Annotated in this window: 21 protein-coding genes and 2 tRNA genes; 8 read left to right on the top strand and 15 right to left on the bottom strand. The window is 61.9% G+C overall.

Annotated elements, in window-relative coordinates; all coding sequences use genetic code 11:
- Positions 1-131 precede the first annotated feature (131 nt).
- The 3 genes from MchiMG62_RS11930 to MchiMG62_RS11920 all read left to right on the top strand — a co-directional run bounded on the left by MchiMG62_RS11930 (position 132) and on the right by MchiMG62_RS11920 (position 3765).
- A complete protein-coding gene (locus tag MchiMG62_RS11930) occupies positions 132-1904 on the top strand; it encodes a sensor histidine kinase (protein WP_221057148.1) in 1773 nt (590 codons plus the stop codon).
- Positions 1905-1907: 3 nt separating this feature from the next.
- Positions 1908-2333 carry a response regulator gene (locus tag MchiMG62_RS11925; RefSeq protein WP_244987710.1) on the top strand — a complete coding sequence of 142 codons (426 nt, stop codon included), beginning with the start codon at positions 1908-1910 and terminating at the stop codon, positions 2331-2333.
- Positions 2334-2436: 103 nt separating this feature from the next.
- Positions 2437-3765, top strand: coding sequence for a glycosyltransferase (locus MchiMG62_RS11920; protein ID WP_221057147.1), 1329 nt, complete (start codon positions 2437-2439; stop codon positions 3763-3765).
- A gap of 56 nt (positions 3766-3821) precedes the next feature.
- On the opposite strand, the gene MchiMG62_RS11915 is transcribed toward MchiMG62_RS11920, so the two are convergent.
- On the bottom strand, positions 3822-4295 hold the full coding sequence (locus MchiMG62_RS11915; RefSeq protein ID WP_221057146.1) for an Hsp20/alpha crystallin family protein: 474 nt from the start codon (positions 4293-4295) through the stop codon (positions 3822-3824).
- Between the two features lie 406 nt (positions 4296-4701).
- Between MchiMG62_RS11915 and MchiMG62_RS11910 the strand changes: the two genes are divergently transcribed.
- A complete protein-coding gene (locus tag MchiMG62_RS11910) occupies positions 4702-5946 on the top strand; it encodes a ferritin-like domain-containing protein (protein ID WP_221057145.1) in 1245 nt (414 codons plus the stop codon).
- Between the two features lie 250 nt (positions 5947-6196).
- Here MchiMG62_RS11910 and MchiMG62_RS11905 read toward each other — a convergent pair whose 3' ends face one another.
- On the bottom strand, positions 6197-8641 hold the full coding sequence (locus MchiMG62_RS11905) for a sensor histidine kinase (protein WP_221057144.1): 2445 nt from the start codon (positions 8639-8641) through the stop codon (positions 6197-6199).
- 158 nt (positions 8642-8799) lie between these two features.
- Here MchiMG62_RS11905 and MchiMG62_RS11900 point away from each other — a divergent pair, with 158 nt between their 5' ends.
- Positions 8800-9036, top strand: coding sequence for a DUF5320 domain-containing protein (locus MchiMG62_RS11900; RefSeq protein ID WP_221057143.1), 237 nt, complete (start codon positions 8800-8802; stop codon positions 9034-9036).
- A 97-nt stretch (positions 9037-9133) separates the two neighbouring features.
- Here the strand turns inward: MchiMG62_RS11900 and MchiMG62_RS11895 are convergent, their stop codons facing one another.
- A complete protein-coding gene (locus tag MchiMG62_RS11895) occupies positions 9134-9793 on the bottom strand; it encodes a phosphoribosylanthranilate isomerase (RefSeq protein WP_221057142.1) in 660 nt (219 codons plus the stop codon).
- A 40-nt stretch (positions 9794-9833) separates the two neighbouring features.
- Positions 9834-9907 (bottom strand) — tRNA-Phe (locus MchiMG62_RS11890).
- 136 nt (positions 9908-10043) lie between these two features.
- Between MchiMG62_RS11890 and MchiMG62_RS11885 the strand changes: the two genes are divergently transcribed.
- Complete coding sequence (locus MchiMG62_RS11885) at positions 10044-11018, top strand: DHH family phosphoesterase (RefSeq protein ID WP_221057141.1); 975 nt, start codon at positions 10044-10046, stop codon at positions 11016-11018.
- Here MchiMG62_RS11885 and MchiMG62_RS11880 read toward each other — a convergent pair.
- Positions 11005-11790 (bottom strand): hypothetical protein, encoded by a 786-nt coding sequence (locus MchiMG62_RS11880; protein WP_221057140.1) that lies wholly within the window; start codon positions 11788-11790, stop codon positions 11005-11007. The genes MchiMG62_RS11885 and MchiMG62_RS11880 overlap by 14 nt on opposite strands.
- A 42-nt stretch (positions 11791-11832) precedes the next feature.
- Here MchiMG62_RS11880 and metG point away from each other — a divergent pair, with 42 nt between their 5' ends.
- Entirely contained in the window at positions 11833-13827 is a 1995-nt protein-coding gene (metG, locus tag MchiMG62_RS11875) for a methionine--tRNA ligase (protein ID WP_221057139.1), read from the top strand.
- Here metG and MchiMG62_RS11870 read toward each other — a convergent pair.
- The 9 genes from MchiMG62_RS11870 to MchiMG62_RS11830 form a co-directional block, all read right to left on the bottom strand.
- Positions 13802-14317, bottom strand: coding sequence for a hypothetical protein (locus tag MchiMG62_RS11870; RefSeq protein WP_221057138.1), 516 nt, complete (start codon positions 14315-14317; stop codon positions 13802-13804). The genes metG and MchiMG62_RS11870 overlap by 26 nt on opposite strands.
- Positions 14318-14434: 117 nt before the next feature.
- A complete protein-coding gene (locus tag MchiMG62_RS11865) occupies positions 14435-14737 on the bottom strand; it encodes a YunC family protein (protein WP_221057137.1) in 303 nt (100 codons plus the stop codon).
- Positions 14738-15217: 480 nt separating this feature from the next.
- Positions 15218-15901: a TetR/AcrR family transcriptional regulator gene (locus MchiMG62_RS11860; RefSeq protein ID WP_221057136.1), complete on the bottom strand. Its 684-nt coding sequence runs from the start codon at positions 15899-15901 to the stop codon at positions 15218-15220.
- A 33-nt stretch (positions 15902-15934) separates the two neighbouring features.
- Positions 15935-16522 (bottom strand): flavodoxin family protein, encoded by a 588-nt coding sequence (locus MchiMG62_RS11855; RefSeq protein WP_244987709.1) that lies wholly within the window; start codon positions 16520-16522, stop codon positions 15935-15937.
- Positions 16523-16604: 82 nt separating this feature from the next.
- Entirely contained in the window at positions 16605-17447 is an 843-nt protein-coding gene (nudC, locus tag MchiMG62_RS11850) for an NAD(+) diphosphatase (RefSeq protein WP_221057135.1), read from the bottom strand.
- A gap of 60 nt (positions 17448-17507) precedes the next feature.
- A complete protein-coding gene (locus MchiMG62_RS11845) occupies positions 17508-18308 on the bottom strand; it encodes an EFR1 family ferrodoxin (RefSeq protein WP_221057134.1) in 801 nt (266 codons plus the stop codon).
- A 336-nt stretch (positions 18309-18644) separates the two neighbouring features.
- A tRNA-Arg gene (locus tag MchiMG62_RS11840) sits at positions 18645-18719 on the bottom strand.
- A gap of 78 nt (positions 18720-18797) precedes the next feature.
- A complete protein-coding gene (locus tag MchiMG62_RS11835) occupies positions 18798-19187 on the bottom strand; it encodes a DUF473 domain-containing protein (RefSeq protein WP_221057133.1) in 390 nt (129 codons plus the stop codon).
- Between the two features lie 6 nt (positions 19188-19193).
- The gene (locus MchiMG62_RS11830) at positions 19194-19907 is read right to left on the bottom strand and encodes a proteasome assembly chaperone family protein (protein WP_221057132.1); all 714 of its coding nucleotides are present in this window, start codon (positions 19905-19907) and stop codon (positions 19194-19196) included.
- 59 nt (positions 19908-19966) lie between these two features.
- Between MchiMG62_RS11830 and MchiMG62_RS11825 the strand changes: the two genes are divergently transcribed.
- Positions 19967-20293: a DUF5611 family protein gene (locus tag MchiMG62_RS11825; RefSeq protein WP_244987708.1), complete on the top strand. Its 327-nt coding sequence runs from the start codon at positions 19967-19969 to the stop codon at positions 20291-20293.
- Between the two features lie 612 nt (positions 20294-20905).
- On the opposite strand, the gene leuS is transcribed toward MchiMG62_RS11825, so the two are convergent.
- Complete coding sequence (gene leuS / locus MchiMG62_RS11820; RefSeq protein WP_221058776.1) at positions 20906-23668, bottom strand: leucine--tRNA ligase; 2763 nt, start codon at positions 23666-23668, stop codon at positions 20906-20908.
- Positions 23669-23692 lie beyond the last annotated feature (24 nt).

Here is a 23692-nt window from a genome sequence, read left to right as displayed (position 1 = left end):
GTTCCAAAACTTCAAAGAATTGCACTTGTTTTTGTGAAACAGTATTGGTTATCGACCGGATAATTTCGAATTGCATATATACATCTTCCGGGAAACTCACTGTATTGTCTATGCCTCTGAACCGGAGCTTCTTGAGCTGTATTCGAGAGGATCTCTTTACCGAGACGGATATCGTCAAGATGATCGTGGTGGTCTCGTTCTCGGCAATATCGCTCATGCTCACGGCGGCTACACCGGTGAACGCTCAGCTCTTCTGTCCCCTGGTTTACTGCATCCCGATACTCCTTGTCGCCCTCTGGTTCCCCCGGCAGGCGTTCTGGACGACAACGCTCCTTGTTATCGGGTTTGTGATCATCCGGGTGTACCTATCGGGGCTCGGCTTTGCTGTCGACCCCGTGATGACAGGGCTGCACACGATGATATTCTTCTGGGTCTTCGGGGCTGCGACGCTCTTTTCGCAGGATTCGCACCTGGCCGCCTCCCGGTGCAGGCGGATCATCGAGGATACCCGGAATGCGAAATTCCTCTGCGACCCCGAAACCCTCCGCGTCGTCTGCGCCAGCAGAAAGTGTGCTGATATCCTCGGTTATGCACCCCGGGAGCTCGTCGGCATCCCGGCAGAGGCGTTCTGGGCGGACGAGACCGGCAAAGCGTGGTTCATCGAGGAGATGGAGCGGGAAGGCTACGTCGGAAACGCGGAGATGACGTTTTACACGCACAAAGGTGATGCGAGGAGAGTTCTTCTCTCCTGCAGGGTTCTCCCCTCCGAGAACCTCTTCGAGTGTACGGTCGTGGACACCGGCAGGCTTCTCGGCGAGAACGACGAGCTCATCCGGTCGAACGGGCGACTGCTGGACCTCATCCGGCAGACAAACGATATCTTCTTCATGCTGGATGCAGCGGGCTGCATCGTGCATTTCACCTGGGCTCGTGCGCCCGAGTACGGGATCTCTCCCGACGATCTCGTCGGGAAGGGTGTGGACGCCCTTCTTCCCGACGATCTCGCCGCGCAGAGCATGGAACGGATCCGGAAAGTGATCGGAGAACAGAAGAGTGCCTGTCACGATCTCGATCTGGATATCGCAGGCACCCGGCATACCTTCTCCATTTCGATCGCACCGTACAACGGGGTGGACGGTGCGTTCACGGGCGTCGTAGGTTCGGCACGGGACACCTCCGAGGTGCGGCGGCAGAGGCTTGCGTGCAGGCAGCTCTCCTGGGAAGTCGAACAGTGGAAGGGGCTCATCACCAAACTGGCCCACGAGTTACGCACCCCGTTGCAACCGCTTCTCGGCTATCTCCGGATGATCGTCGAAGATCCTGATTATTACGGCCTCACAAAGGAGACGGAAAAGATCCTCAAGACCTGTCTTGCGTGCGCCGACCAGGAGCAGGCTGTGGTGGAGAGGGCGATCGAGCTCAGTCTGCTCACGATGGACTACGTCGATCTGACTGTCCAGGAGATACCGCTCCGCGAGCTCGTTGCCGCCGCCGTCTCTGAGGGCGGATACGGGAAAAGTGCCCTGATTTACAACGAAATACCTGATAACGTCCGTATCCTGGGAGATCCCGACCGGCTTTCCATGGCGGTCACAGGATTGGTATCGAATGCTGTTAAGTATAATGAACCGCCAGAGAAAGTATGGATCCGGTATACGGGATCAAATGAGAATCATTATATTATGGTGTGTGATAATGGCATCGGTATCCCCGGGGATATCATCGAATCGATCTTCGAGCCGTTCTACATAGGAGATGCCAGGCAGGCCTGCACCGAGGGCAGCACCGGTCTTGGGCTCTCGATCGCGAACAAGTATGTCAAGTTGCACGGGGGAGACATAACGGTGACGAGTGAGGTGGGCGAAGGGAGCACCTTCACCATCAGGATACCAAGGGAGGTATGAATTTTGGGAAACAAGATTATGGTCGTCGACGATGACCTGCCGACGCTGGAAGTAATGGAACTGCTGCTCAAGAAGATCGACCGCGAACCGCTCCTGGTCCACAACGGATGGGATGCCCTGCGGGCGATCAAGAAAGAGAAGCCCGCGCTCATTATTCTCGATGTGATGATGTCTCCTATAGACGGATGGCAGTTCCTGGAAGAACTCAAACGAAATGACGAATACAGGGATATCCCTGTCTTGCTCTTCACCGCAAAACATGTCTGGCCGGAAGAGTATTCGAGATATGCGAACGATATCGTCGGTGTCCTGGAAAAGCCCATCTCTCTTGCCGAGTTGAAGGCCGCCCTGGAGAGGGCCCTTCCCCGGGACGCCTCTTCTCGCACGGACGACGACGCTCGTCGGACCCTGCCGATCAAGAGCGGGTGACCCCGTTTAGCACGCATCTCCGCGTCATCCTCCCGGGTTCGCCTGTCTTCCACCGAAAGGCATTTTATCGGTTGAGTGCGTATTGCCGGGTAGTGTTCCTCATATGATTGTTACGGATCTCCCCGGGTATCCCTCTCTCAGGGAATATCAGCGGATAGCTGGTACAAAGCAGTTTTCGGCGATCGAGGAACTTGCCGGGCGTCTCTCCGGCGTCAGGATCCAGGAGATCAACTCGACCCGCTACGGTGGCGGCGTCTCGGAGATCCTGATCTCGTACGTTCCGTTTCTCAACGCGCTCGGCCTCGATACAACCTGGAGCGTCATGGAGGCCGAACCGGCGTTCTTCGACGTGACAAAGACGCTCCACAACTTCCTTCAGGGCCGGGGAGGCGGGTTCTCACCGGAGATGATCGAGACATACTGGGAGGCCCAGCGGCAGAACGAAGGGTTGATCGAGGACGATTCCGACGTCGTGACCATTCACGATCCTCAGCCGCTCGGCCTCGTCGAGTTCCTGACGAACCGGGAACTCGAACGAAAGAGGCTACTCTGGCGGTGTCACGTCCAGCTGGAGACGGTGCCCACCACGACCGTCGGGAGCATCGGCAACATCCTGCGCAGGCTGGTCGAGAAGTACCACGCCGGCATATTCTCCAGTTTCCAGTATCTTCCTCTCTGGAACGTGCCGAGTTTCATCATCCCGCCGTTCATCGATCCCCTATCCGAGAAGAACCGTGATCTCCCCGTATCCGAGATCGATGCTACCCTCGCGAAGTACGGCATCGACCCGGAAAAGCCGATCGTCACCCAGGTCTCCCGGTACGACGCCTTCAAAGACCCGGTCGGGGTCATTCAGGCGTTCAAGATGGTTCGCCGGAAGATACCCTGCCAGCTCGTCCTCGTCGGCGGGCGGGCGTGTGACGACCCGGAATGTTTCATCGTCCTGCGCGAGGTCCGTGAGACGGCCGAGGACGATCCCGATATCCATATCCTCGACCTCCCGCCGGACAGCCACCGCGAGATCAACGCTATCCAGCGGGCGTCCGACGTGATCGTCCAGAAGTCCATCAAAGAGGGGTTCGGGCTGACGGTGACCGAAGGGCTCTGGAAGGAGAAACCCGTCGTCGCCGGGAGCGTCGGCGGCATACCGCTCCAGATCCGCGACGGCTGGAACGGCTACCTGGTCTCGACGATCCGGGAGACCGCCGACCAGATCCTCCATCTTCTCCGGAACCCGGAGTTGGCTCACGAGATGGGTGCACGAGGGAGAGAGTTCGTGCGGGAGTACTATCTCCTCACCCGGGGCGTGCAGGATCACCTCACCGCCATCGATCAGGTGGTCAACGGCAGGATCACCGCCCGGGACAGCGTCATCTGCTACCACCCACAGGTGGTGACGACCCGGATGGCCGGGTGCGCGGCCCGGCACTGATGCGTGCCCGCTCCGGCCGCTACACTCCGGCGGTGCACCTGCCCGCGTCGGCATCGTCACCCGATGGGGATCTTCTTGCCGCCGGGTCCGGACCGTCTCCTCATCTTCTTCAGGCGGATTTCGAGGACGCCGTTCTTGAACCTGGTCCCGGCGCCTTCTTCTACCACGCTCGCGGGCAGGCGTATCATCCGGCTCAGGGTGCCGTCTCCGCGTTCGTGGACGTAGTACTTCCCCGGCTCCTCCTCGACCGGCCCGGCGCGCCTCGCCGTTATTCGCAGAATCTGAGGGTTCAGCAGGTTGATCCGGATCTCGTCCTTTTCTGCGCCGGGCAATTCCGCAACGACGATCACCTCGTCGCCGTGTTCGAGAATGTCGACCCGGAATTCCGCAGAGAGGCCGGGGAAGTCGCGGCTGCCGCCGCGTGAGACCGGCGGCAACTCGCCTCTTTCCCCGCCCTCCCGATTGTTCGCTCTCTGATCCCCTTCCTGCCGCCGCCCGGGGCCGGAGGAGTCGTCTTCTCTTCCTGTCACGATCCTTGCCTCCTGCAGTCTGGTCTGTCGGATGGCCGGTCACCATCCGCGCCCCTCTCTCGAGCCGGCATACTTAACATTTCGTACCCGGTTGCCCTGGTCATCCCGGTCGCCTTCTCGTGCAGCAACACCTCCGGTGATGTATACGTTGCGGTCCTCCGGAGAGCCGGAACGGTGCCGGCCCGGATTATCCACCGGTGTCATCGGAACTGCTCTCGACGCGGGTTTGAGGATTGCTCTTTGCAAATTCGTCTGCCGGCCGTTAAGTTTTTGTGGCGTGACCGGCATGGGGAGCAACCCCCGGTTTTCCGGGGTGCGGGGGGACTGCAAGGTTCGCCGTCCGTGCCGCCGTACTGCCGGAGATGCCCGTGCCGATGGATATGCGGGGGTTATGGAGGAAGACGAGATGGCGCAATTCAAACCATTCGAGATGGAGGGCATGCCTATCGAAGAGCAGCCCATGAACTGGAAGGATATGGTTCCGGCCCCGTACGACAAGAAGGCGGTCGACGCCTACACCCGGACCCGGATCATCCTCATGAACGGGATCGAGAACAACGCCGTCCTGATGTCGCACGCGATCGAGCGGATGCACCCGGACCCCGGGGTGAAGAAGTCGATGGCCCTGATGCGGCGGATCGACTCCCAGCAGCAGGAGACGGTCAACTGGCTCAACCCGGCGGACCAGTCGATCATCGAGACCACGCTCGGCTACGAGCAGGTCGCGGTCGACCTCACCGCGAACCTGGCGCAGAACGAGCCGGATCCCTACGTGAAGCAGACGCTGGACTTTGCCCTGCTCGAGGACTTCGACCACCTCTACCGCTACAGTTGCCTCTACGACTACATCGAGGGCGGCGACCCCGACTCGATCGTCCAGGGCAGGACCGAGGTCAAACCCGGCCGGCCGACAAGCATCGAGCACCGCCACCCCTATGACTCGATGCGCAAGCACTACGACAAGGATACGGCCGATATCAAGACGAAGATGAACTACATCACGATCACCGCCGGAGAACAGCAGACGATGCTCTACTACCGGGCGCACGGGTTCATGTATCCCGACGAGATCGCGCGGCAACTGTATGCCGAGATCGCGGAGATCGAGGAGCAGCACGTCACCCAGTATGGTCTGCTCGGCGACCCGAACGAGACGATGCTTGAGAAGATGGCGATGATAGAACTCAACGAGGCGTACCTCTACTACTCCTTTGCGGAGCAGGAGAGCGACCCGAGGATCAAGGGGATCTGGGAGAACTTCATGAAGATGGAAGTCACGCACTTCAACGAGTGTGCACGGCTCATCAAGCAGTATGAGGGCCGCGATATCCAGGATATCGTGAAGGCCGACGTCATCGAGCCCCTGGTCGTCTTCGAGGAGAACAAAGACTACGTCAACAGCGTCATCGACGCCCAGCTCGATCTTGCGCCGAACAACATGGAGTATGTGCGGATGCGCGACCTCCCGGACGACTGGGCGAGTTTCGGCTACCAGCGCGTCATGAACGCAAAGGGTGTCCCGAGCGAGGAGGTCGTCGGGAAAGCGGGCCCGACCCTTGCTGAGCGCGACCAGATGCAGAGCATCAGGAAGGTCAAGCAGGAGATGGCTCGCCGGGTCGAGAAGGGCATGGCAGCGGTGCCGGCCCGGTGAATACCTTTTTTGCGTGATGGTCCGATGCGAGCGCTTTCACACCTCCGGTGCTCATGTTCACTTCGCTCGCACTTTTCGCGAGGCCGTATCGTTATCCCTGTCCCGATACGTCACGCGAAGAACGACGCTCCTGCGGAGCGGAGTTGGAGCACCGAAGGTGCGACCCGCGAAGTTCGGTGGATAGGTGAAGCATCCCTTCGCGGCTTCGCGTGATGCTATAACGGCCGCGACAGGATCCTGCGCCCGGCCGTTACGTATCCGGCGCCGGAGATTCGCCGCCATCGGCCTGCCGGAGAGTGAACCGGAACGCTGCTCCCTCCTCCGGATGACCCGGCACCCGGTCTTCAACCCATACCCTGCCGCCGTAGCGTTCGACAAGCATCCGGACGATCGAGAGGCCGAGGCCCTGGCTGCTTTCCTGTCCGAACCGGGCGAACACCGCCTCCCTGATCTCTTTCGGGATCCCCGGGCCGGTATCGGCGACGGTGACCTGAACCGTCCCTTCTTCCGCATCCTCGACGAGGATCTCTATCTCGACGTCCGGCCCGCCGTGCTTTACGGCGTTCCCGATGAGATTCGTAACGACCTCGGAGAGGAGGCCGTCGACGAGTACCGTCACGCACGATCCCTCGTAGGCGATACGGGTCTCCGGATAGCGGGCGATCTCCTCCCGGATCACCCCATCAAGGTCTACCGGGAGAAGCACCGTCCGGCTCTCGCGGATCTTCCGGATCGTCGCGACGTTTGCGGTGATCTCGATGCTCTTTCGGATACCGGCCCGGAGTTTCAGCAGGTACTCCCGCTCCTTCCCGGAAAGCCTCTCATCGAGCAGTTCGGCGTAGATGTTTGCGACATTGTCGGCGTTCCGGATGTCGTGGGTGAGGATGTCGAGGTAGAGGTTCGCCTCCCGATGCGCCTCCTCGAGCCTGGAGTAGAGTATCCCCCGGAGAACCCCGCTCCCGACCTCCCGCCCGATCGCTTCGAGGACCTGCCGGGTTTCCCGCGGGATCTCCGGTGTGCTGGTGCTTCCGACCACCAGCGCCCCGACGACGGAGGATTCTGCCACGAGCGGGATGAAGGCAAGAGAGGTGACGCCGAAGTCCGCGAGGACGTCAAGATCCCGGACATCCGCGTGCGCCGTCCCCTCGACGAACCACGGCTGGCCGGCGACGAAGACCCGGTTGTAGGGCCTGTGGTGGGTGTTGAGGGTCCTGTTTTGCATCAGGGTAAACTCAGAGACCTTCCGGTGGCACCGGATGACGGCATGCATCCGGTCGGCTCCCTCCAGCATGTAGATCGATCCGACATCGAACCCGAGGTTCTTGAGGGATGCGTCGAGCGCGTTGTCGAGCAGTTCGTCCAGGGTGAACGCGGATGCCGAGGCGGTGATGACCGCGTTCAGGACGGCAAGCCTCCTGTTCCGGATCCTGACCTCTTCCTCGGCCCGTATACGTTCCGTGACGTCGGCAAGCGAGAAGACCAGCCCATGGACGGCTCCTTGTGTATCCTTCACCGGCACGAGGCTCCAGTCCCAGCATGTCGTCCCGCGTTCCGGCTGGTTCTCGTAGACGAACGGTTTTGCGTATATCCGGAATGCCTCCCCGGTTTCGCGCACCTGCTCGAAGATTGCCTGGTTCTCCGGGTTCGGGAAGAGGTCGAAATGCCCTCGCCCGAGAAGTTCCTCCTTCGCGTACCCCGAACCTCCTGCATAGGCCGTGTTCACGCGAACGAACCTGAACCCGGGATCGAGGTAGGCGAGGTGGACGTCGGTGTGCTCCATGATCGTCCGGAGAACGTCGCTCTCTTTTGCAAGGTTCGCCGCGAGCAACTGGTTCTCGGCGAGCAGACGCTCCCGTTCCGCGTCCACCTGCGTCCTGTGGGTGATGTCCCGGGCAAGCAACAGGATCTCCGTGAGGCTGTCCCGGTCGTCATAGACGGCCGCAGCGGAAAGGGAGACGGGAATGGGCTCACCCGTCGCCGGCTGCACCCGGACCTCGATCCCCCGCAGGGGGCCCGGGGCTCCGTCCCCGAACTGCGCGACGAGGTCACGGTAGGCATTCCTGTCCTCGGGGGCGATGTGATCTGTTCCGGGCGTTCCGATCAGGTTCCGGCGGTCTTTCGCGAGGAGGAGGGCTCCCGCCCGGTTCACGTCGAGGATCGTTCCCTCTGGGTCGCAGACGAAGTAGCCGTCGGGGGCGAGGTCGAAGAGTTCCCGGTAGTGCCTCTGCTCCGCTTCGAGACGGCGGCACCTCTGTTCGCTCTTCTTCCTCGCGGAGATGTCGCTGACGAGGAGGAGTGCCGTGCCGTCGCCCGGAACCCTGACCGAGCACGCCATCCACCGGTCGGGAGCGATCCGGCACTCCAACCCGGAGAGCGGTTCTCTGTCCCGGAGCGCTTCGAGCAGCCGTCCGGCAGTTTCCACATCGTCGATGAGCGGTGCAAGATGGGTACGGACGAGCGCCATCCCGTCCGCCCCGGTGAGATCCCTGGTGTCCGGCAGCGATAGAAGGCTCTGAAAGACCCGGTTGACCCGCACGACACGTCTATCGGCGTCGAGCAGGAGCACGCCGTCTTCGAGTTCGTCAATGGTGGCGCGAGGGATGAGCAGTTCGTTGGATACTGGTGTGGAGGGCATGATACGTTCGGCCGTTCTGTGTATCTGGGGTGGAACCTGATCGACAGTAAACTTTGGCATGCAGTGTTCCGGAGGAAGCCGGTCTTGCAGGGGGCGATATCGGCGGTTATGCGTGAAGATTTTACGGTCTGTTCATGGGTGAGCATGCCCTGTCAACAGGGATAATTCTCTATTATTTTGCGCATATGGGTAATATGCTACAACTGAGGTGAACAAAAATGCCAGAATTCGATGGTACCGGGCCCCGGGGTATGGGGCCGATGGCCGGGCGGCGCATGGGCCGGTGTGTCCTGCCGCCGCAGCCGCCGGCAGAGGGCAGCACTGCCGGAGAGACGGGCGAGATCGCCCGCGAGGCACCGGTGCAGCAGTCGGTTTACAGCCTCGGGCGAGGCGGAATCCCATACGGGTGCGGCCGTGGCCGCGGCTTCGGCGGCGGACGCAGGCGCCGGCGGTGAACAGCAGAAAACTTTTTTTTTCGGGCCGGACGGCCTCTCGCAGGAAGAGAATGAAGCCGTCCTGCCGGGTGTGCAGGAGGACGGCTGAACGGGGGATCTATCTGTCCGGTTCCCCGGACAGAGCGTCTCTTGCTTCGCGGGCAAAAGCAAGCGTCCGCTCAGGGTTACGAACACCGTCTTTCTTGACGCCGGTATGCACGTCGACCCCGTACGGGCGGACTTTCCGTATCGCCTCTCTAACGTTCTCCGGTGTGAGCCCTCCTGCGAGTATCACGGGGATTGCAGAGCCCGCCACGATCTTCGCACTGATGTTCCAGTCGTGAGGGATCCCCGTCCCCCCGAGCCTCTCCCGGGTTCTGGTGTCGAGGAGGAGCGCGTCGGCGTAGGGTTCGTAGTGTTTTGCCGTCCCGACGGCCGACGCGTCCGTCACGTGAACGGCTTTCACGATCGTCACGTACGGGAGAGCGTCGCGGACGGCGTCCAGTTCGGCGGGTTCAACGGTGTTCTGAACCTGCAGCGTCGTGCAGCGCGAGTCTCTCACCAGCCGGATGAGGTCGTCCGTCTCCTGCAGGTGGGTGACCGCGACCGGTTCGATGAACGGCGGGAGATGCCGGATCATCCTCGCGGCTTCTGCCGCCGTTACGAAGTCGCTGCTTTTGTGGGTCACGCCCATGATGAACCCCACGGCGTCGCAGCCTGCATCGACTGCGCACCGCATATCCGCAAGGCTCGCGGTTCCGCAGAATTTGACACGCATCGGAATCACTCTACGAAGACGTCAGAAAAGTTGCTCGAAGTGCCCCCGCCCGGATTTGAACCGGGGACAACCAGATCTTCAGTCTGGCGCTCTCCCAGTCTGAGCTACAGGGGCTTCTGCCCTACAATGTTATCGGTTGTTCCTAATAAATACTGCGTTCCCCGGACGGTTACCCGCCGGCACCAGGTAGGGGAGCGGGAACGGACCCGTAACCGCCTGTTTATCACGTTGTACACCGATATAGAGAACAATGGCTGGAAGCGATCGAAAGCCGAATACCCGGGACACGAACCTCATGCAGGCGCTCTCCGGGAGGACGGAGCACGTCGTGCACCTCACGCACAACGACCTCGACGCCGTCGGGAGCGATGCCGTTCACCGCCGGAAATACGGAGACGTCTTCACCGTCTGGGCTTCGGTCGGCAAGTTTCTCTCCCTTTTCGACGCCGTCGCCGGCTCTCCGGGGCGGGGCGACCTCCTCAGCATATCGGACATCGGCTACCAGCAGGGCGTCGAGCAGCGGCTCGCGAAAGCGCGCTCCAACGGATGGCGGATCGAGTGGCGCGACCACCACCGCTGGAAGGACGAGGAGATCCGCGCCGTCGAGAAGAAGACGAGCCTCCTTCACGTCGACGTTTCCACCTGCGCGACCGGGATCGTCGCACGCGACCTCGCCCCCGGCGATGCGGTGGCCGAAGAGATTGCGCGGGTCGTCTGCGACTACGACCTCTGGAAACACCAGGATCCCCGGTCGAAGATGCTCGGCCAGGTGGTGATGCGGAAGGGCTGGCGTGAGTACGTCCGCGACAACCTCGTCCGGGGCACGATCGTCGACGCGAAGGTCGAGACCGAGTACAACGAGATCGTCCGGGAGATGGAGCGGGACATCAAGAAGAGCATCCGGCACACCACGATCATCGAGAGCGATCGCTACCGGATCGCGTTCGCTCCCCTCTACGGCTACCCGAGCGAGACCGCCCACGCCATCCGCGACGAGTTCAAGACCGAGATCGAGGTGATCGTCTCTTCGAACGGCCGCATCTCCATCCGTTCCGTCCCCCCCGTCGGCCACCTCATCGCCCGGGAGTTCTCAGGCGGCGGCCATCCCCACGCCGCCGGGGGAACGTTCTCCTTCACCCTTCTCGACCGGCTCCTCTTCTGGCTCATCAAGCGGAACCGCCACTACCGCCGCCTTGCAGAGAAAGCGGAGTCTATCGAGGAATGAACGCCCGGTCGACCAGATTTTTCCAGTAGTCCGGGCAGGAATCCTCGCAGTAGCCGCCCGCCTCGAGCATATCCGGGTCGGCGAATGTGGTGGCGGCCGCGAGATCCTTTCCCTTCGCGTCGAGCAGGATCAGTTTTTTGACGCGGAACCGCTCCATCAGGTCCGGCGCCCGGTCGAGATCGGCCGCCGGGAGGACGAGAGCGCTCTGGTATTCGAGCAGCAGTTCCAGGTCGAAGGATCCCGGGTTCCTCGGGAAGAAGAGAATTTTTCTCCCCGCAAGTACTTCGAGTTCGATCGCATCCGCTTCCTCTGCGACCAGAACGTGCCCCTGCACGCCTGCATCCCGCATCTCCCGCGCAAGACGGGAGTATAAGTCCGCGATCGTCTCGGAGAACTCTTCCTCGTCCCCGATACCGGCGTCGCGGAACCCGAGCATGTGGGGAGCGGGGAGGGAGAACCATGCATCTTTGCGTCTTGCCCTGACAAACCGGGCGTCGTCGGCCACGGCGGCCGGGTCGATCCCCGGCTCGCCGACGAGCACCCCGTCCTCCATGCCGAGGAATGCCCTGCTCAACCGCTCGCCGTAGAAGACGCCGCCGGCGGCGGGAACCGCCACCCCCTCCTGTCCGTCGAGCGATCGCTCGAGCCGGTAGGTGGTAAGATCCGCTTCCACCCCTCTCTTCCCCTTCAGCCACTCCGCGAGTTCCGGAACCGCGGGTGTTCCGACCTCGGAACCGAACGACCTCACCGGGATTCTAATCTGTCGTGCCATGCGCTGGTATCTTTATTAGCATCGCAACCAGAGTAGATAAGGATGAGTGGTAAGCCGTTGCTGGTAACGTGCGGGCTCCCGTACACGAACGGTCCCTGCCATATCGGGCACCTGCGGACCTACGTGCCGGCGGATTTTTACGTCCGGTATATGCGCCGGTCCGGGGAGGAGGTCGTCTTTATATGCGGTTCCGACAACCACGGAACGCCGATCGTGATCAGCGCCGAGCAGGAGGGCTCGACCCCCCGCGCCCTCTCGGAGCGGTATCACGAGCACTTCTACGAGACGTTCCGCCGGATGGAGGTCGTCTTCGACCGGTTCGGGATGACCGACGATGCCACGAACCAGGAGACCACCCGCTCGATCGTCGAACGGCTCATCGAAAACGGCTACGTCTACGCAGAGACCGTCAGCCAGAGTTACTGCCCGGAGTGCGAGCGCTTCCTCCCCGACCGCTACGTGGAGGGGATCTGCCCGCATTGCGGAGCGGTCGCCCGGGGCGACGAGTGCGACCAGGGGTGCGGGCAGCACCTGGAGCCCGGCGAGATCAAGGACGCGGTCTGCAAGGTCTGCGGCGGGAAGGCGGAGTACCGCGAGCAGGAGCATTACTTCTTCAGGCTCTCGGCGTTCCGGGAGTTCCTCCTCGAGTATCTCCCGAACCTCAAAGGCACGTCCACCGCCCGGAACTACGCGCTCGGGTGGGTGAAGGAACTCCTGCACGACTGGTGCATCACCCGGACGCTCGACTGGGGCGTCAAGTTCCCGGGCCGTGACGACCTCGTCGTCTACGTCTGGGTCGACGCGCCGATCGGCTACATATCGTTCACGAAGGAGTGGGCAGAGGCTGCCGGTGCCGACTGGAAGGACTACTGGTGCGGCGACGAGACCCGTGTTGCGCACTTCATCGGCGGGGACATCATCTACCACCACTGCATCTTCTGGCCGGCGCTCCTCAAAGGGGCGGGCTACGGCCTCCCGCACGCGGTGGTCGCGAGCGGCATGGTCACGATCGAGGGGCGGAAGTTCTCGAAGTCCCGCGGCTACGTCGTCTGGACGAACGACGACTACCTCGACCAGGGCCTTCCGGCGGACTACCTCCGCTACTACCTCCTCTCCTACACAAACCACACGAAGGAGCTCGACTTCTCCTGGAAGGTCTACGCCGAGCGGGTGAACAACGAGATCGTCGGGACGCTCGGGAACTTCATCTACCGGACGATGTACTTCGCCGAGAAGGAGTTTGCCGGCGTGCCCGATCTCGCTCCGCGGCCGGAGGTCGTCGAGGAGATCGAGCGGTCGCTCGCCGCTGTCGACGGTCTGATGCGGGACTACGACTTCAAGAACGCCGTCGATGCGATGATGGCGCTCGCGTCGTACGGGAACGGCTACATCCAGAACAACGCCCCCTGGAAACTGATCAAGGAGGACCGGGCGGCGGCACAGCAGGTGATCGCCGACTGTCTCCAGATCGTGAAAGCGCTCGCCCTCGTCTTCGAGCCGCTCATGCCCGAGTCGATGCAGCGGGCCTGGACGATGCTCGGCTACGAAGACGATATTGCGGATCACCCGATTGCCGAGGCCACGGAGCCGGTGAGGGCACGGGCGCTTGAAAAACCCACCACGCTCTTTACGAAGGTCGAGAAGGATCAGGTCGCCGCCCTTGAGGCGACCCTTAATCTGCGGGTGGAGAGGGCGAAGGAGGCGGCTGCACCGAAGATGCCGACCGTCTCGATCGATGAGTTCGCAACCCTTGACATCCGGATCGCGAAGGTCGTCTCGGCCGAGCCGATCAAGGGCTCGAAGAAGCTCTACAAACTCGTCGTCGACCTCGGCAGCGAGAAGCGGCAGGTGGTCAGCGGGATCGCACAGTTCTACGCCCCCGACGAACTGGTGGGCAAGGACGTCGCGCTGATCGCGAACCTCGCCCCGGCGAAGATCTTCGGCGTCGAGAGCCGGGGGATGATCCTCGCCGCCGGCGACGAGGCCTCCCTCCTGGTTCCTCTCCGCCCGGTCAGGCCGGGGACGAAGGTCCGCTGATCGGGACGACCCGGTCAACCCTGTTTTTCCTGAGCAACCGATCGTAGACGACGACCCGCCAGTCGCCGCCGGGTGAGAACGGCCGGACGCCGGGGTGGTGGGCCGTCGTAAAGACGAGGTCGGGCTCGTCGGTGATCCAGTAGCCGGAGCGGCCGTCGACGGGGAGGTAGAAGATGTATGCGGCCCGGCCGTCAGCGGGGGTTGTGTTTCTGAGGACTGCGGCATCCACGTTATGGAGCACTCCTTCCGGGTCGGTGAGGTAGACCCGGCACTCCGTGAGGTTGACGGCGTCCGCAGCAATCCATATCACCGATGTCCCGTTATAACCGGCGACGGCCTCCACCGGGGAGGCGGAGGAGCGCCCCGGGACCGTGATCCCCGCCGTCTCGCCGGGCGGGAGAAGAACAGCGGCTACGGCGGTCATCATCACTGCGGCGATGACGACGGCGAAGATCGTCGCCGTCCCGGTGGAGATAGGCCCCCGTCTCATGAGCAGCCTTTGTTGCGCATCCTGTATTTGATACTATGGGTTGAGCGGAGCGGGGAGAGGATGGGCGGAAAGCAGAAAGATGTATTGAAAAAAAAGCGGGGAGACTGACCGGGCGTTCTAAAGCCGGTCGAGCGCCTCGCGCCCGGTCATGCCGACGGCGACGCCGCGCTCCTCTGCATGCCTGTTCGCCCCCTTGATCTCGCCGCGGAGGAGATCCTCGACGGTCTCGATCGAGGATGCGCCTCCTGCGGGTTTGACACGCGCCGCGGGGTAGCCGAACCTTTCAAGCGCGTCGACGTCGAACGCACCGCAACCGACCATCCCCGCATCCGTCACCACCGCCACGAGGTTCACCGGGCCGAGGGGTATGACGTACCCGTCGGCGTCTTTTCCGGTCAGTCTGACCGTTTCGTGCTGCATGGGATGTAATTGGCCAGATGTCGTCATCAACCCCGCGGTTCGGGGCACAGTACTTCGCTAAAATGGCTGAGATAGTTTTCAAGGGGTCAAACCATCGACTTCCCTTCGCAACCTAACGGTTGCTCAAACTCCGGATGTTCCATCCATCGTCCTTCGCGTTCTTCGCGCCTTCGCGTGAGTTGATGAGCGAAGATACCAATACGGTCTCACGCGAAGATCGCGAAGCCGCGAAGTGCGACTGGCCGAAAGGCAGGAGCGTGAGCACCATCAGGTGCGAAGTGCGATGTTCCGTCAGGAACAGAGCTCGAGCACCGCAAGGTGCGAAGTCCGGTCTTCGAGTGCTGCCAACTCCTCGTTGCCGTATTGTACGAGGCCGCATTGCTCGGTGTCGGGCGCCGAAACGAGTGAATTACTGGGGCGGGGGGGTGCGCCGGGAAATTTCTTGAAACCCGACGGCGGGGACGCGTTATCTTCCCAGCGCTACGATCTCTTCCTCTCTTCAGGTTTCGCGAGATCGTCGATATCCTGAGATCCCCCGCCGGAAGAGATCGCCGGCATGATGAACCGGAAGAACTCGTCGGCGAACCGGTCGTAACTGAACCCCTCTGCCTCGATCGCCAGCTTCCATCTGTGTTCCATGGAGAGGATGCCCATGAAGGATGTCATAAGGTACATCGAGGTCAGGAAGGGATCGAGATCGCCCCGGATGGTGCCGTCGTCGATCCCCTCCCGGACCGCGTCCGCAAGCATCCTGCGGCAGGTGCCGTATCCCTTTCCAATCTCTGCGGTGTACGGGTTCTCCCGGGAAAACCGTTCGGAGCCGTAGAAGTGGATCAGTCGGAGGTATTCCGGGTACTCCTGCGAGAACCGGTAGTAAGCCCGCCCCATCAGGGTCACCTTGACGATCCCGGGAACATCTTTTTCCATGCACTCCAGGTACTTCTCCTTGAGGATCTCAATGCCACGCAGAACGATGGTGGCAAAGAGCGCCTCCTTATTCTTAAAATAGAGATAGATGGTGGCCTTGTTCAGTTCGACCTCCCGGGCGATGTCGTCCATCGAGACGTCTTCATAACCCCGGGAGAAGAAGAGACGCTCGGCTGCGTCGGCGATCTCGGTCTTTCGCTGTTTCTTCTCTCGTTGTCTTCTCTCGGCTATTCCCATATCTAATCTCCCGTTGCTGTCCGGTCTTCCCTCTCACGATGCACGCGCGGTCGAGAGCGCCTCAAGCAGCCACACCATGTTCTTCCCGGCATCATGGGCACGCCTGATTCCCTCTTCATCCCCCAGGATCGCACCGATCTCTCTCCCGATGCCGATAACGGGCTTTCCCGGGACGACCATGCCGGAATACACCATGAAGTTGATCATCGTGTTCAGGGCGGCGGTGGCTCCGGCCCGGCGCATGACGGTCACTGCAACGCCGACCTTGCGCTGGAAGAGGTCGTTATTGACCATTGCGACAAGCCCCGCCCGGTCGATCAATCCTTTCATCTCGGCCGTGACGTCCAGAAAGTACACCGGCGAACCAAGAATGATCCCGTCCGCATCGGCCATTTTATCGATGCAGGTGTTGACGATATCATCGTCAAAGACGCAATGCCCGTCCCGGCTCTCCCGGCATCTCATGCAGGCGGTACACCCCCGTGCCACGCCTCCGCTCAGGCTCACCTCTTCGGTGGCGATACCGGCGTCTTCGAGCTCTTCCAGGATGTGCCCCATCAGAATGGAGGTATTCCCCTTTCTCCGGGGGCTGCCGTTGATCGCAATCACCTTCGTCATCATCCATCACCCAGTCTCTTTTTCTCCATGCATATCCAGTCCCGATCTCTTCTCCCCTCTCGACGAGATCCGCCGGCCCCTTTCGTTAAATCTCCCGCCGGATCCAGGCCTCGATCAGCGCCCGCGAGATGCTCGCTCCTGTTGGGACAGCGGGCAGGGTGTCGCGGGTAAACCAGCCGGCGGCTTCGATCTCCTGGTTGTCGACCCGGATCTCCCCTCCGGCATGCTCCGCGACGAAGCCGATCATGAGCGAGTCGGGAAACGGCCAGGGCTCGCTCCCGAAGTACCGGAGGTTTCGCACCGCAATGCCGACCTCTTCACCGACCTCGCGGTGGACGGTCTGTTCGAGGTTCTCACCGGGCTCGTTGAAGCCGGCGATGACCGAGAAGATTCCCTGCGGGAAGCGGGGGGAACGGGCGAGCAGAACCTCCTCCCCCTTCTTGATCAGCACGATGACGGCGGGGGAGATCCGGGGGTAGATGATGCGGTTGCAGGCCGTGCAGACCCGTGCCCGCTCGGTCGTGAGCGGGCGGGTTGTTGCACCGCACCTGCCGCAGAAGGCGGTCGACCGCTCGAAGTCGAGGATCCGCACGGCATAGGAGGCAACGGCCATGTCGTCTTCCGGAACCTTTCCGAAGAGTTCCCTGACCGGCGACGGCTGCCAGCCGGCCGGCGGCGCGGCACCGGCAGCGACCTCGGCAGCGTAGTAGACGACGTCGTCACAGGTGCCGAGGTACGCCGGCGCACCGCACGCGAGACCGGCGGGGAGCGGGTCCGGCATGAGGACGGTGCCGGGTGCCGGTTTGCTCGCGAAGAGCACGGAACTCTCCCTGACCAGGATCCAGCGCTTCCGTGCAGGCGGTGTCTCCTCCGGCTCCGGGTAGACGGGGAGGAGGGGGCGGACTGCGTAGAACGAACGGTGCTCCATACATATATCCTCAGTCTGTATCCCTGAAATATCTCCCGATTGCCGGCATGAGTCTACCCGTTACAGGAAGTATTCTGGCTCCTTTCGCTCGCTATACAGCGTATGAAGGCGCATCGATGCGTCTTTGACCGGCCCGGGTTTCATCGATCTGGCATGTTGCGGGCAGTTTTTGGTGCACGCACAGCAGGTGATGCACGCTGCCGTGTCGATCAGGGCACTATCCTCCGGATCGATGGCACCGACGGGGCATCCGGCCGCACAGATCCCGCACTGGATACACGCATCGCTGACCGCGATAAAATCGACCGTCCACAGTCGCGAATCCCCCCGGTAAGGACGGCAGCCGGGTATGTCGAGATCGGCGATCCGATCGGCGGAGGGGATGGCGGCGAGTTTCTCCTGTATCATTCGCCCGAACGACTCTGCGTGGTGCAGATCGCCTGCATCCGGACGATCTTTCGCCGTCGGGGTCTCGTCGGTGGAGAACGAGTGCTCCCCGATGTAGGCTGCACCGGCGATCGGTCTGCATCCGCACCCGCTCAGGATATCCTTCAGCTCGATGAGCGCATCTTCATACACCCGGTTGCCGTAGACGACGACACATACCGCAGGCGTATTCCGGGCGGAGATCGCGTGCAGCCATTCGGTCAGGAGCGCCGGCACCCTTCCCATGTACACCGGCACACCGATGACGAGGAGCTCGTTCTCCGAAGTTCGGAGCGGCTGTACTCTCGCATCCGGCCGGGTGATGTCGAGCATCTCCACGCTGGCGGGATTCAATCCGCGTGCAATGCCCTCGACAACCGCTTTCGTTGTTCTGGTAGGTGAAAAATAAACCAGTTTCACGGACTCTATCTTCATTTCATGCACTCCATCGTTGTATGAACTCTCCACTCAACGCTTCTTTCCTTAATTTTTCTTAAGGGGCCTATCTTCAGGACCCGATCGCGCTCCTCGCCCCTCAGGAGGTATGGTTCCCGGGGTGAGTCTCGCCCGAGGAGTATGCCTGTCGGTCGTAATATAACTAATGGTTAGTTAATAACTCGCGGTTATATTTCATGGTACACCGGGTGCCATGCCGAACATCTCTCATCCCTGACCCGGAGGAGGTGCCGAAGTCCCCCTGGCTCTCTATGCCCGAGAACGAACGATGGGGATGGACATACCCGTTACTCGTGACTGAACTTCAAAAACAGACGGGCCTGGGGGGATTCGAACCCCCGGCATCCGGGTTAGAAGCCCGGCGCTATGTCCTGGCTAAGCCACAGACCCCTGTGGTATTCCCATACATTTTGGTCGCATGGGGATATTAACCCTTTGAGGGTCGGGAGATGGGTAAAAAAGGGGGTATTATCCGGCCCGGTAACATGCCGACCGGATGATCTCGACCTTGGTCGGGTCTCCCCACTTCCGCCCCTCCACGTCGCGTGCGATGGTCACCCCCCGGAACTGGACCTTGATCCGGGCGGACATTCGCTCCCTCTCCTCGTAGAAGAACGGGTTGGTGACCTCGATCCGTCTCATGCCGATGCTGAGGGCGAGGAGATCGACCATGATCCCCGGATCGCCGGGTGAGAGGTCTTCCTCGTTGATCGACGTCATGAAGATGCACTCGCCGGGGGCGGTCTCGGTCAGCGTGATGATGTTGTGGGCGCTGTTCAGCTCGAGGGTGCGGGCCTTGCCGCTCTTGAGTTCGGCAATGACCGACGGCGAGATTCCGGTTAACGCTGCGTACTTCATGGTTCCTCACCCGTACATCGGCAGCTGTTCTCTCCGGGGCGCGGCCTCGGTCTTCTGCACCTGCTCGGCTATCTGGGACATTGCAGCCTCGATCTCCACCGCCTGTTCGAGCAGCGGCTGGATGTCCAGGTTGAGGCCGTAGATCTGGTTCAGAACCTCGATCGTGGCCGCGGACGACCGCGGATCGGGGGTGTTCACCGTCTCGCCGAGGAGCCCTATCCCCGGGATGCCCCGCGTCTTGCACTCCGTGAGGAGGCTTGCCGCGACGCCGGATATGCTCCCCATCGGAAGGATGATCGTCTTCTCTTCGACGCGCTGCAGCGCTCCGCTGCTGGTCGCGACCCCGAAGACCCTCTTCTCCGGTTCGTTCGTGATGATCCCGGCGATCGTGACGACCTCTTTGATGTCGAACTGTGCGAGCCAGTCCATGATGCCGTTCGCCACCTCGTAGCAGATCGCCGGGTGGATGGGGACGTCGGAGATGACCGCGACGAGGTGATCCTTCTCGTAGAGGCGTACGGGGGCGTTGATCACGCCCTTCGTCATAAGGGCGACCGGGGGAAAGTATTTGCTCGTGATCGCCCCGATCTGCTCGAATTCCATCTGCTCGACGAGGTATTGCAGGGCGATACTCCCGACGAGCCCGCTCCCGGGAAAGCCGATCAGGACCGTCTTTTCGGCGCCCTCGAGCGCTCTGGATATAACCTTTATATCGTCCATGGGATCAATCACTCACTCCTGGATTAGTTTAACATAGCTGAATGTCCCTTAAAAATATTATGCAGGAATACCAGATCAAGCGCGGATACACGAAACAACTTGCAGAATCAATGATCCAGGGACTCCGCGACCAGTTCGGGACCGAACCCCGTGCGGCGGAGGACGGCCACTATAGCATCTCCTACGGAGCACTCCTGCGTCTTGAGGTCTGGGTGGGTACAGGAGGCAAAACACTCGTCGTCGATACTGAGGCGGACAAGATCGTCGACGACGAGACGATCATCGACACCAACCGCCGGTTCCGCAATTACCTCCAGCAGGTGACCGGGTATACGGCGAAAGAGCGGGCGAAGAAGGCCCAGCAGGCCGTAAAGGGGAAAGAGTAACCGGATTTTTCTTCGACCCGGTATCGCTTCTCTTTTGCGGGCTGTAAATCCGCGTTCTTCATTCTGATTTTCGGTGCAGTGAGGTAGAGTGCTCCTGCCGTTCTGATGTCGTTGCTTGTCACTTGTACGCAGGTCATCTCCCGCTTCAGTTCTCTGGCGGGATACACAAACCCATGCACGGCTTTCCATTGGCTATCGCCATGCACTGCCCCCGCCCCTCGTGGGCGGGGAACGACTGCCGGAACGGCAGGAGTTAAAGCACCGTCAGGTGCGGGGGAGGAGGCCGGAGGCCGGGAGGGGTGGGGGGCGAAGGGAGCGGTCTCTCAATCAGATCCGAAGCACCTGAGATGGGTGTCGGAGACAGGGGGGGGGGGTTGCCCCCCTCCCCGTCGGCCCCACCCCCAATGGCGATACCCCAACGGTCCACCGTAACGGGCTTTTCCCTCGTTTTGGTTGTTCAAGAGGCATGTGACGGACAGTGGCCTTCATCCTTATTGTATACAAGACCCTCTGCCCCGGCTCCACCGCCGAATCTCCATGGAGATACGAGGGGCGTGGGGGATGGACGCTTAAAGAACCATGCTCGAAAAAGCGTAAAAAAGAGTGAGCGTCCTATTCGATCACAATCGCCGGCTTGAACGGCAGCGCCCCCGAGGCTTTCGGGTGCGAGCTCGCCTCGGCGTCGAGGACCTTCACCGGCACGCCGAACTCGTGCTCCAGGAACGCCCGTGCGCCCTCGAGGACCGCCTGCTCGTCGAGCGGCGACGCTGTGAGCTGCTTCACGAGTTCGGGCGGCAGCTTCAGGACAAGTTTCGTGATCTGCTTCGCGGCATCGGTCGCCTCGCGGCCGCGCCTGCGCATCTCCTCGTTCTGCATGATCTCCCGCATCACCCTCGTCTTATCGGCCGATGCCGCGATGATCCGGAAGGCCTCGTGCTTCCAGGCGGGGGCGACGAAGAGGCTGATCGACGTCGGCTCCATCGGGATGAGTCTTCTGATCGACTCGATGTCCTCGACCGTCCGGGCGAGGAGTTCCTCGGCGAGCTCGATCGCCGGGCTGACCCTGCTCTCGTCTACCTCGGGCCAGGGGGCGAAGGAGACCATGCCTTTCCCGCCGACGTCGCTCCAGAGCGCCTCGCAGGTGAACGGGATGAAGGGAGCAAGCAGCCGCACCCAGGTGCGGCAGAGGTCCTGCATCACCGCCCCGCCGGTTGCGCCCTCGGGCAGGCGGCGGCGGTACCACTTCAGGTCGGCCTCCACACCGAAGAACGCCTCCTGCAGCGCCTGCCGGGTCTGGAAGAGATCGAGCGCCATGGTGGCGCTCTCGATGCGCTTCTGGAGCCTGCTCGCGAGCCAGGCGTCGATATCGTAGGCGCCCGTCGCTTCTTTTGCCTCCGTAACCGTGTTCCAGAACCGCTCGATCTGCTTCCTCGTCGACGAGACGAGTTCGTTCCTCCAGTCGAAGTCCTGCCAGGGCTCGGCGCTCCCGACGAGGAACATCCTGACCGTATCGGCCCCGAACTCCTCCACGGCGTCCTCGAGCAGGAAGACGTTGCCCTTGCTCGAGGACATCTTCGCCCCGTTCAGGAGCCCCATCCCGAAGACCACCATGCCCTGCGGCTGCAGTTCCTGCGGGAAGATCGCCCGGTGGTGGAAGAGCTGGAAGGTGAGGTGGTTCGAGATGAGATCTTTCGCCGAGAACCGGTAGTCGTAGGGGTACCAGTAGAGGAACTCGTTCCTGAGCCGGTCAAGCGTCTCGCGGTCGACGGTCTCGGGATTCCCTTCCCCGAAGAAGATGTACTCGAAGACCTCCGGTGTCAGGTCCTCCGGCGGAATGGCCTTTAAGTGGTGGGCGATCGTGTAGTAGGCCATGTAGATCGTCGAGTCGGAGAGCGGTTCGATGATCCAGGTCGGGTCCCAGGGGAGTTTCGTCCCGAGCCCCACCCGCCGGGTGCAGGCCCAGTCCTTCAGCCAGTCGACCGTCCGGACGAACTCCGTCCTGACCTCGGGCGGGACGAGCGCCATCCGCTCGAGCTGGGTCTTCACCTGCTCCTTCCAGCACGGGTCGCTGTACTCCAGGAACCACTGGTCGTGCAGGATCTTCACAAAGACCCGCCCACCGCACCGGCAGATCACCTGCCGGTTATCGAACTCGTACATCGGGATCGAGCCGTAGCGTTCCATCATCAGCGCCGCCACATCATCCCGGGCCTCGCGGACCGGCTTTCCGCCGTAGTTGTCAAAGACCTTCCCGCGGGAGAACTCCGCACTGTAGACCTCCTGGGTGAGCGCCTCCATCCCCGGATCGTTCTGGTCGCGGATACCCGCCCGCTCGACCGCGTCCTTTGCCGGGATCTCGCCGTAGCCCTCGACGGATATGAGCGGGACCGGCTGGATGCCCGTGTACTTCCCCTGCTGCTGCAGGTCGCGGAGCGCGATGTAGTCGAAGGGTGCGTGGGCGGGAACGCTCATCACGATCCCGGCCCCCATGTCCGGGTCGACGAAGGTCGCCGGGAGGACGGGGACCTCGCCGGAGAGTGGGTGGGAGACCGTCTGGTCGACGAGCACCGTTCCGGGGATCTCCTCTCCCACGGTGACCTCGTGGTCCTGCAGGGCGAGTTTCGCCGCAGCCTCGCGGCTTAAGACCCACTCATCGCCGTCGACCGTCGCCCGGACGTAGGTGACGGCCGGGTTCACCCAGAGGTTCGTCACGCCGTAGATCGTCTCGGGCCGGAGGGTCGCGCACGGGATCCTGGCGTCGCCCCACTGGAAGAGGACCAGGGTGAACTTGACGATCTCGGCCTTGTCGCCCTCGAGAAGGTCGTGGTCGCCGACCGGGTTCTCGCACTGCGGGCAGTACTTGACCGGGTGCGCCCCTTTGACGACGTGCTCCTCCTCGTGCAGGTGCTTGTACTGCCACTCGATGAACCTGCTGTACTGCGGGTCGACGGTGATGAATCGCCGCCGCCAATCGATAGAGAGCCCGCACTTCTGCATCACGCGCCGGTACTCCTCCGAGAAGTACCGGACGATCTCCATCGGGTCGATGAACCGGTCAAGGATATCCTGCGGCACCCGGTAGAGGTCGCGGTAGAGTCCTATCGTCTGCGTGTCGCCGTTCGCGATCCTCTTCGAGATCCCGATGACCGGGGTGCCGGTGACGTGGAACGCCATCGGGAAGAGGACCTGTTTCCCCCTCATCCGCTCGTACCGGGCAAGGACGTCCGGAACGATGTAGGTCCGTCCGTGCCCGACGTGCATCGCCCCGCTTGGATACGGGTACGCCACGGTCAGGTAATATTTCTCCTTCTCTGCCGGATCGGCCTCGAACGCGTGCTCCCACCGGGCGATGCACTCCCGTTCGTTGCCCTGCATATCTAATCCGCCCACTCTAAGCCT

This window comes from Methanoculleus chikugoensis, from assembly GCF_019669965.1.
Lineage (GTDB): Archaea > Halobacteriota > Methanomicrobia > Methanomicrobiales > Methanoculleaceae > Methanoculleus > Methanoculleus chikugoensis.
Note: the sequence above shows the minus strand (reverse complement) of the source record. Positions and strands in the feature narration are given on the sequence as shown.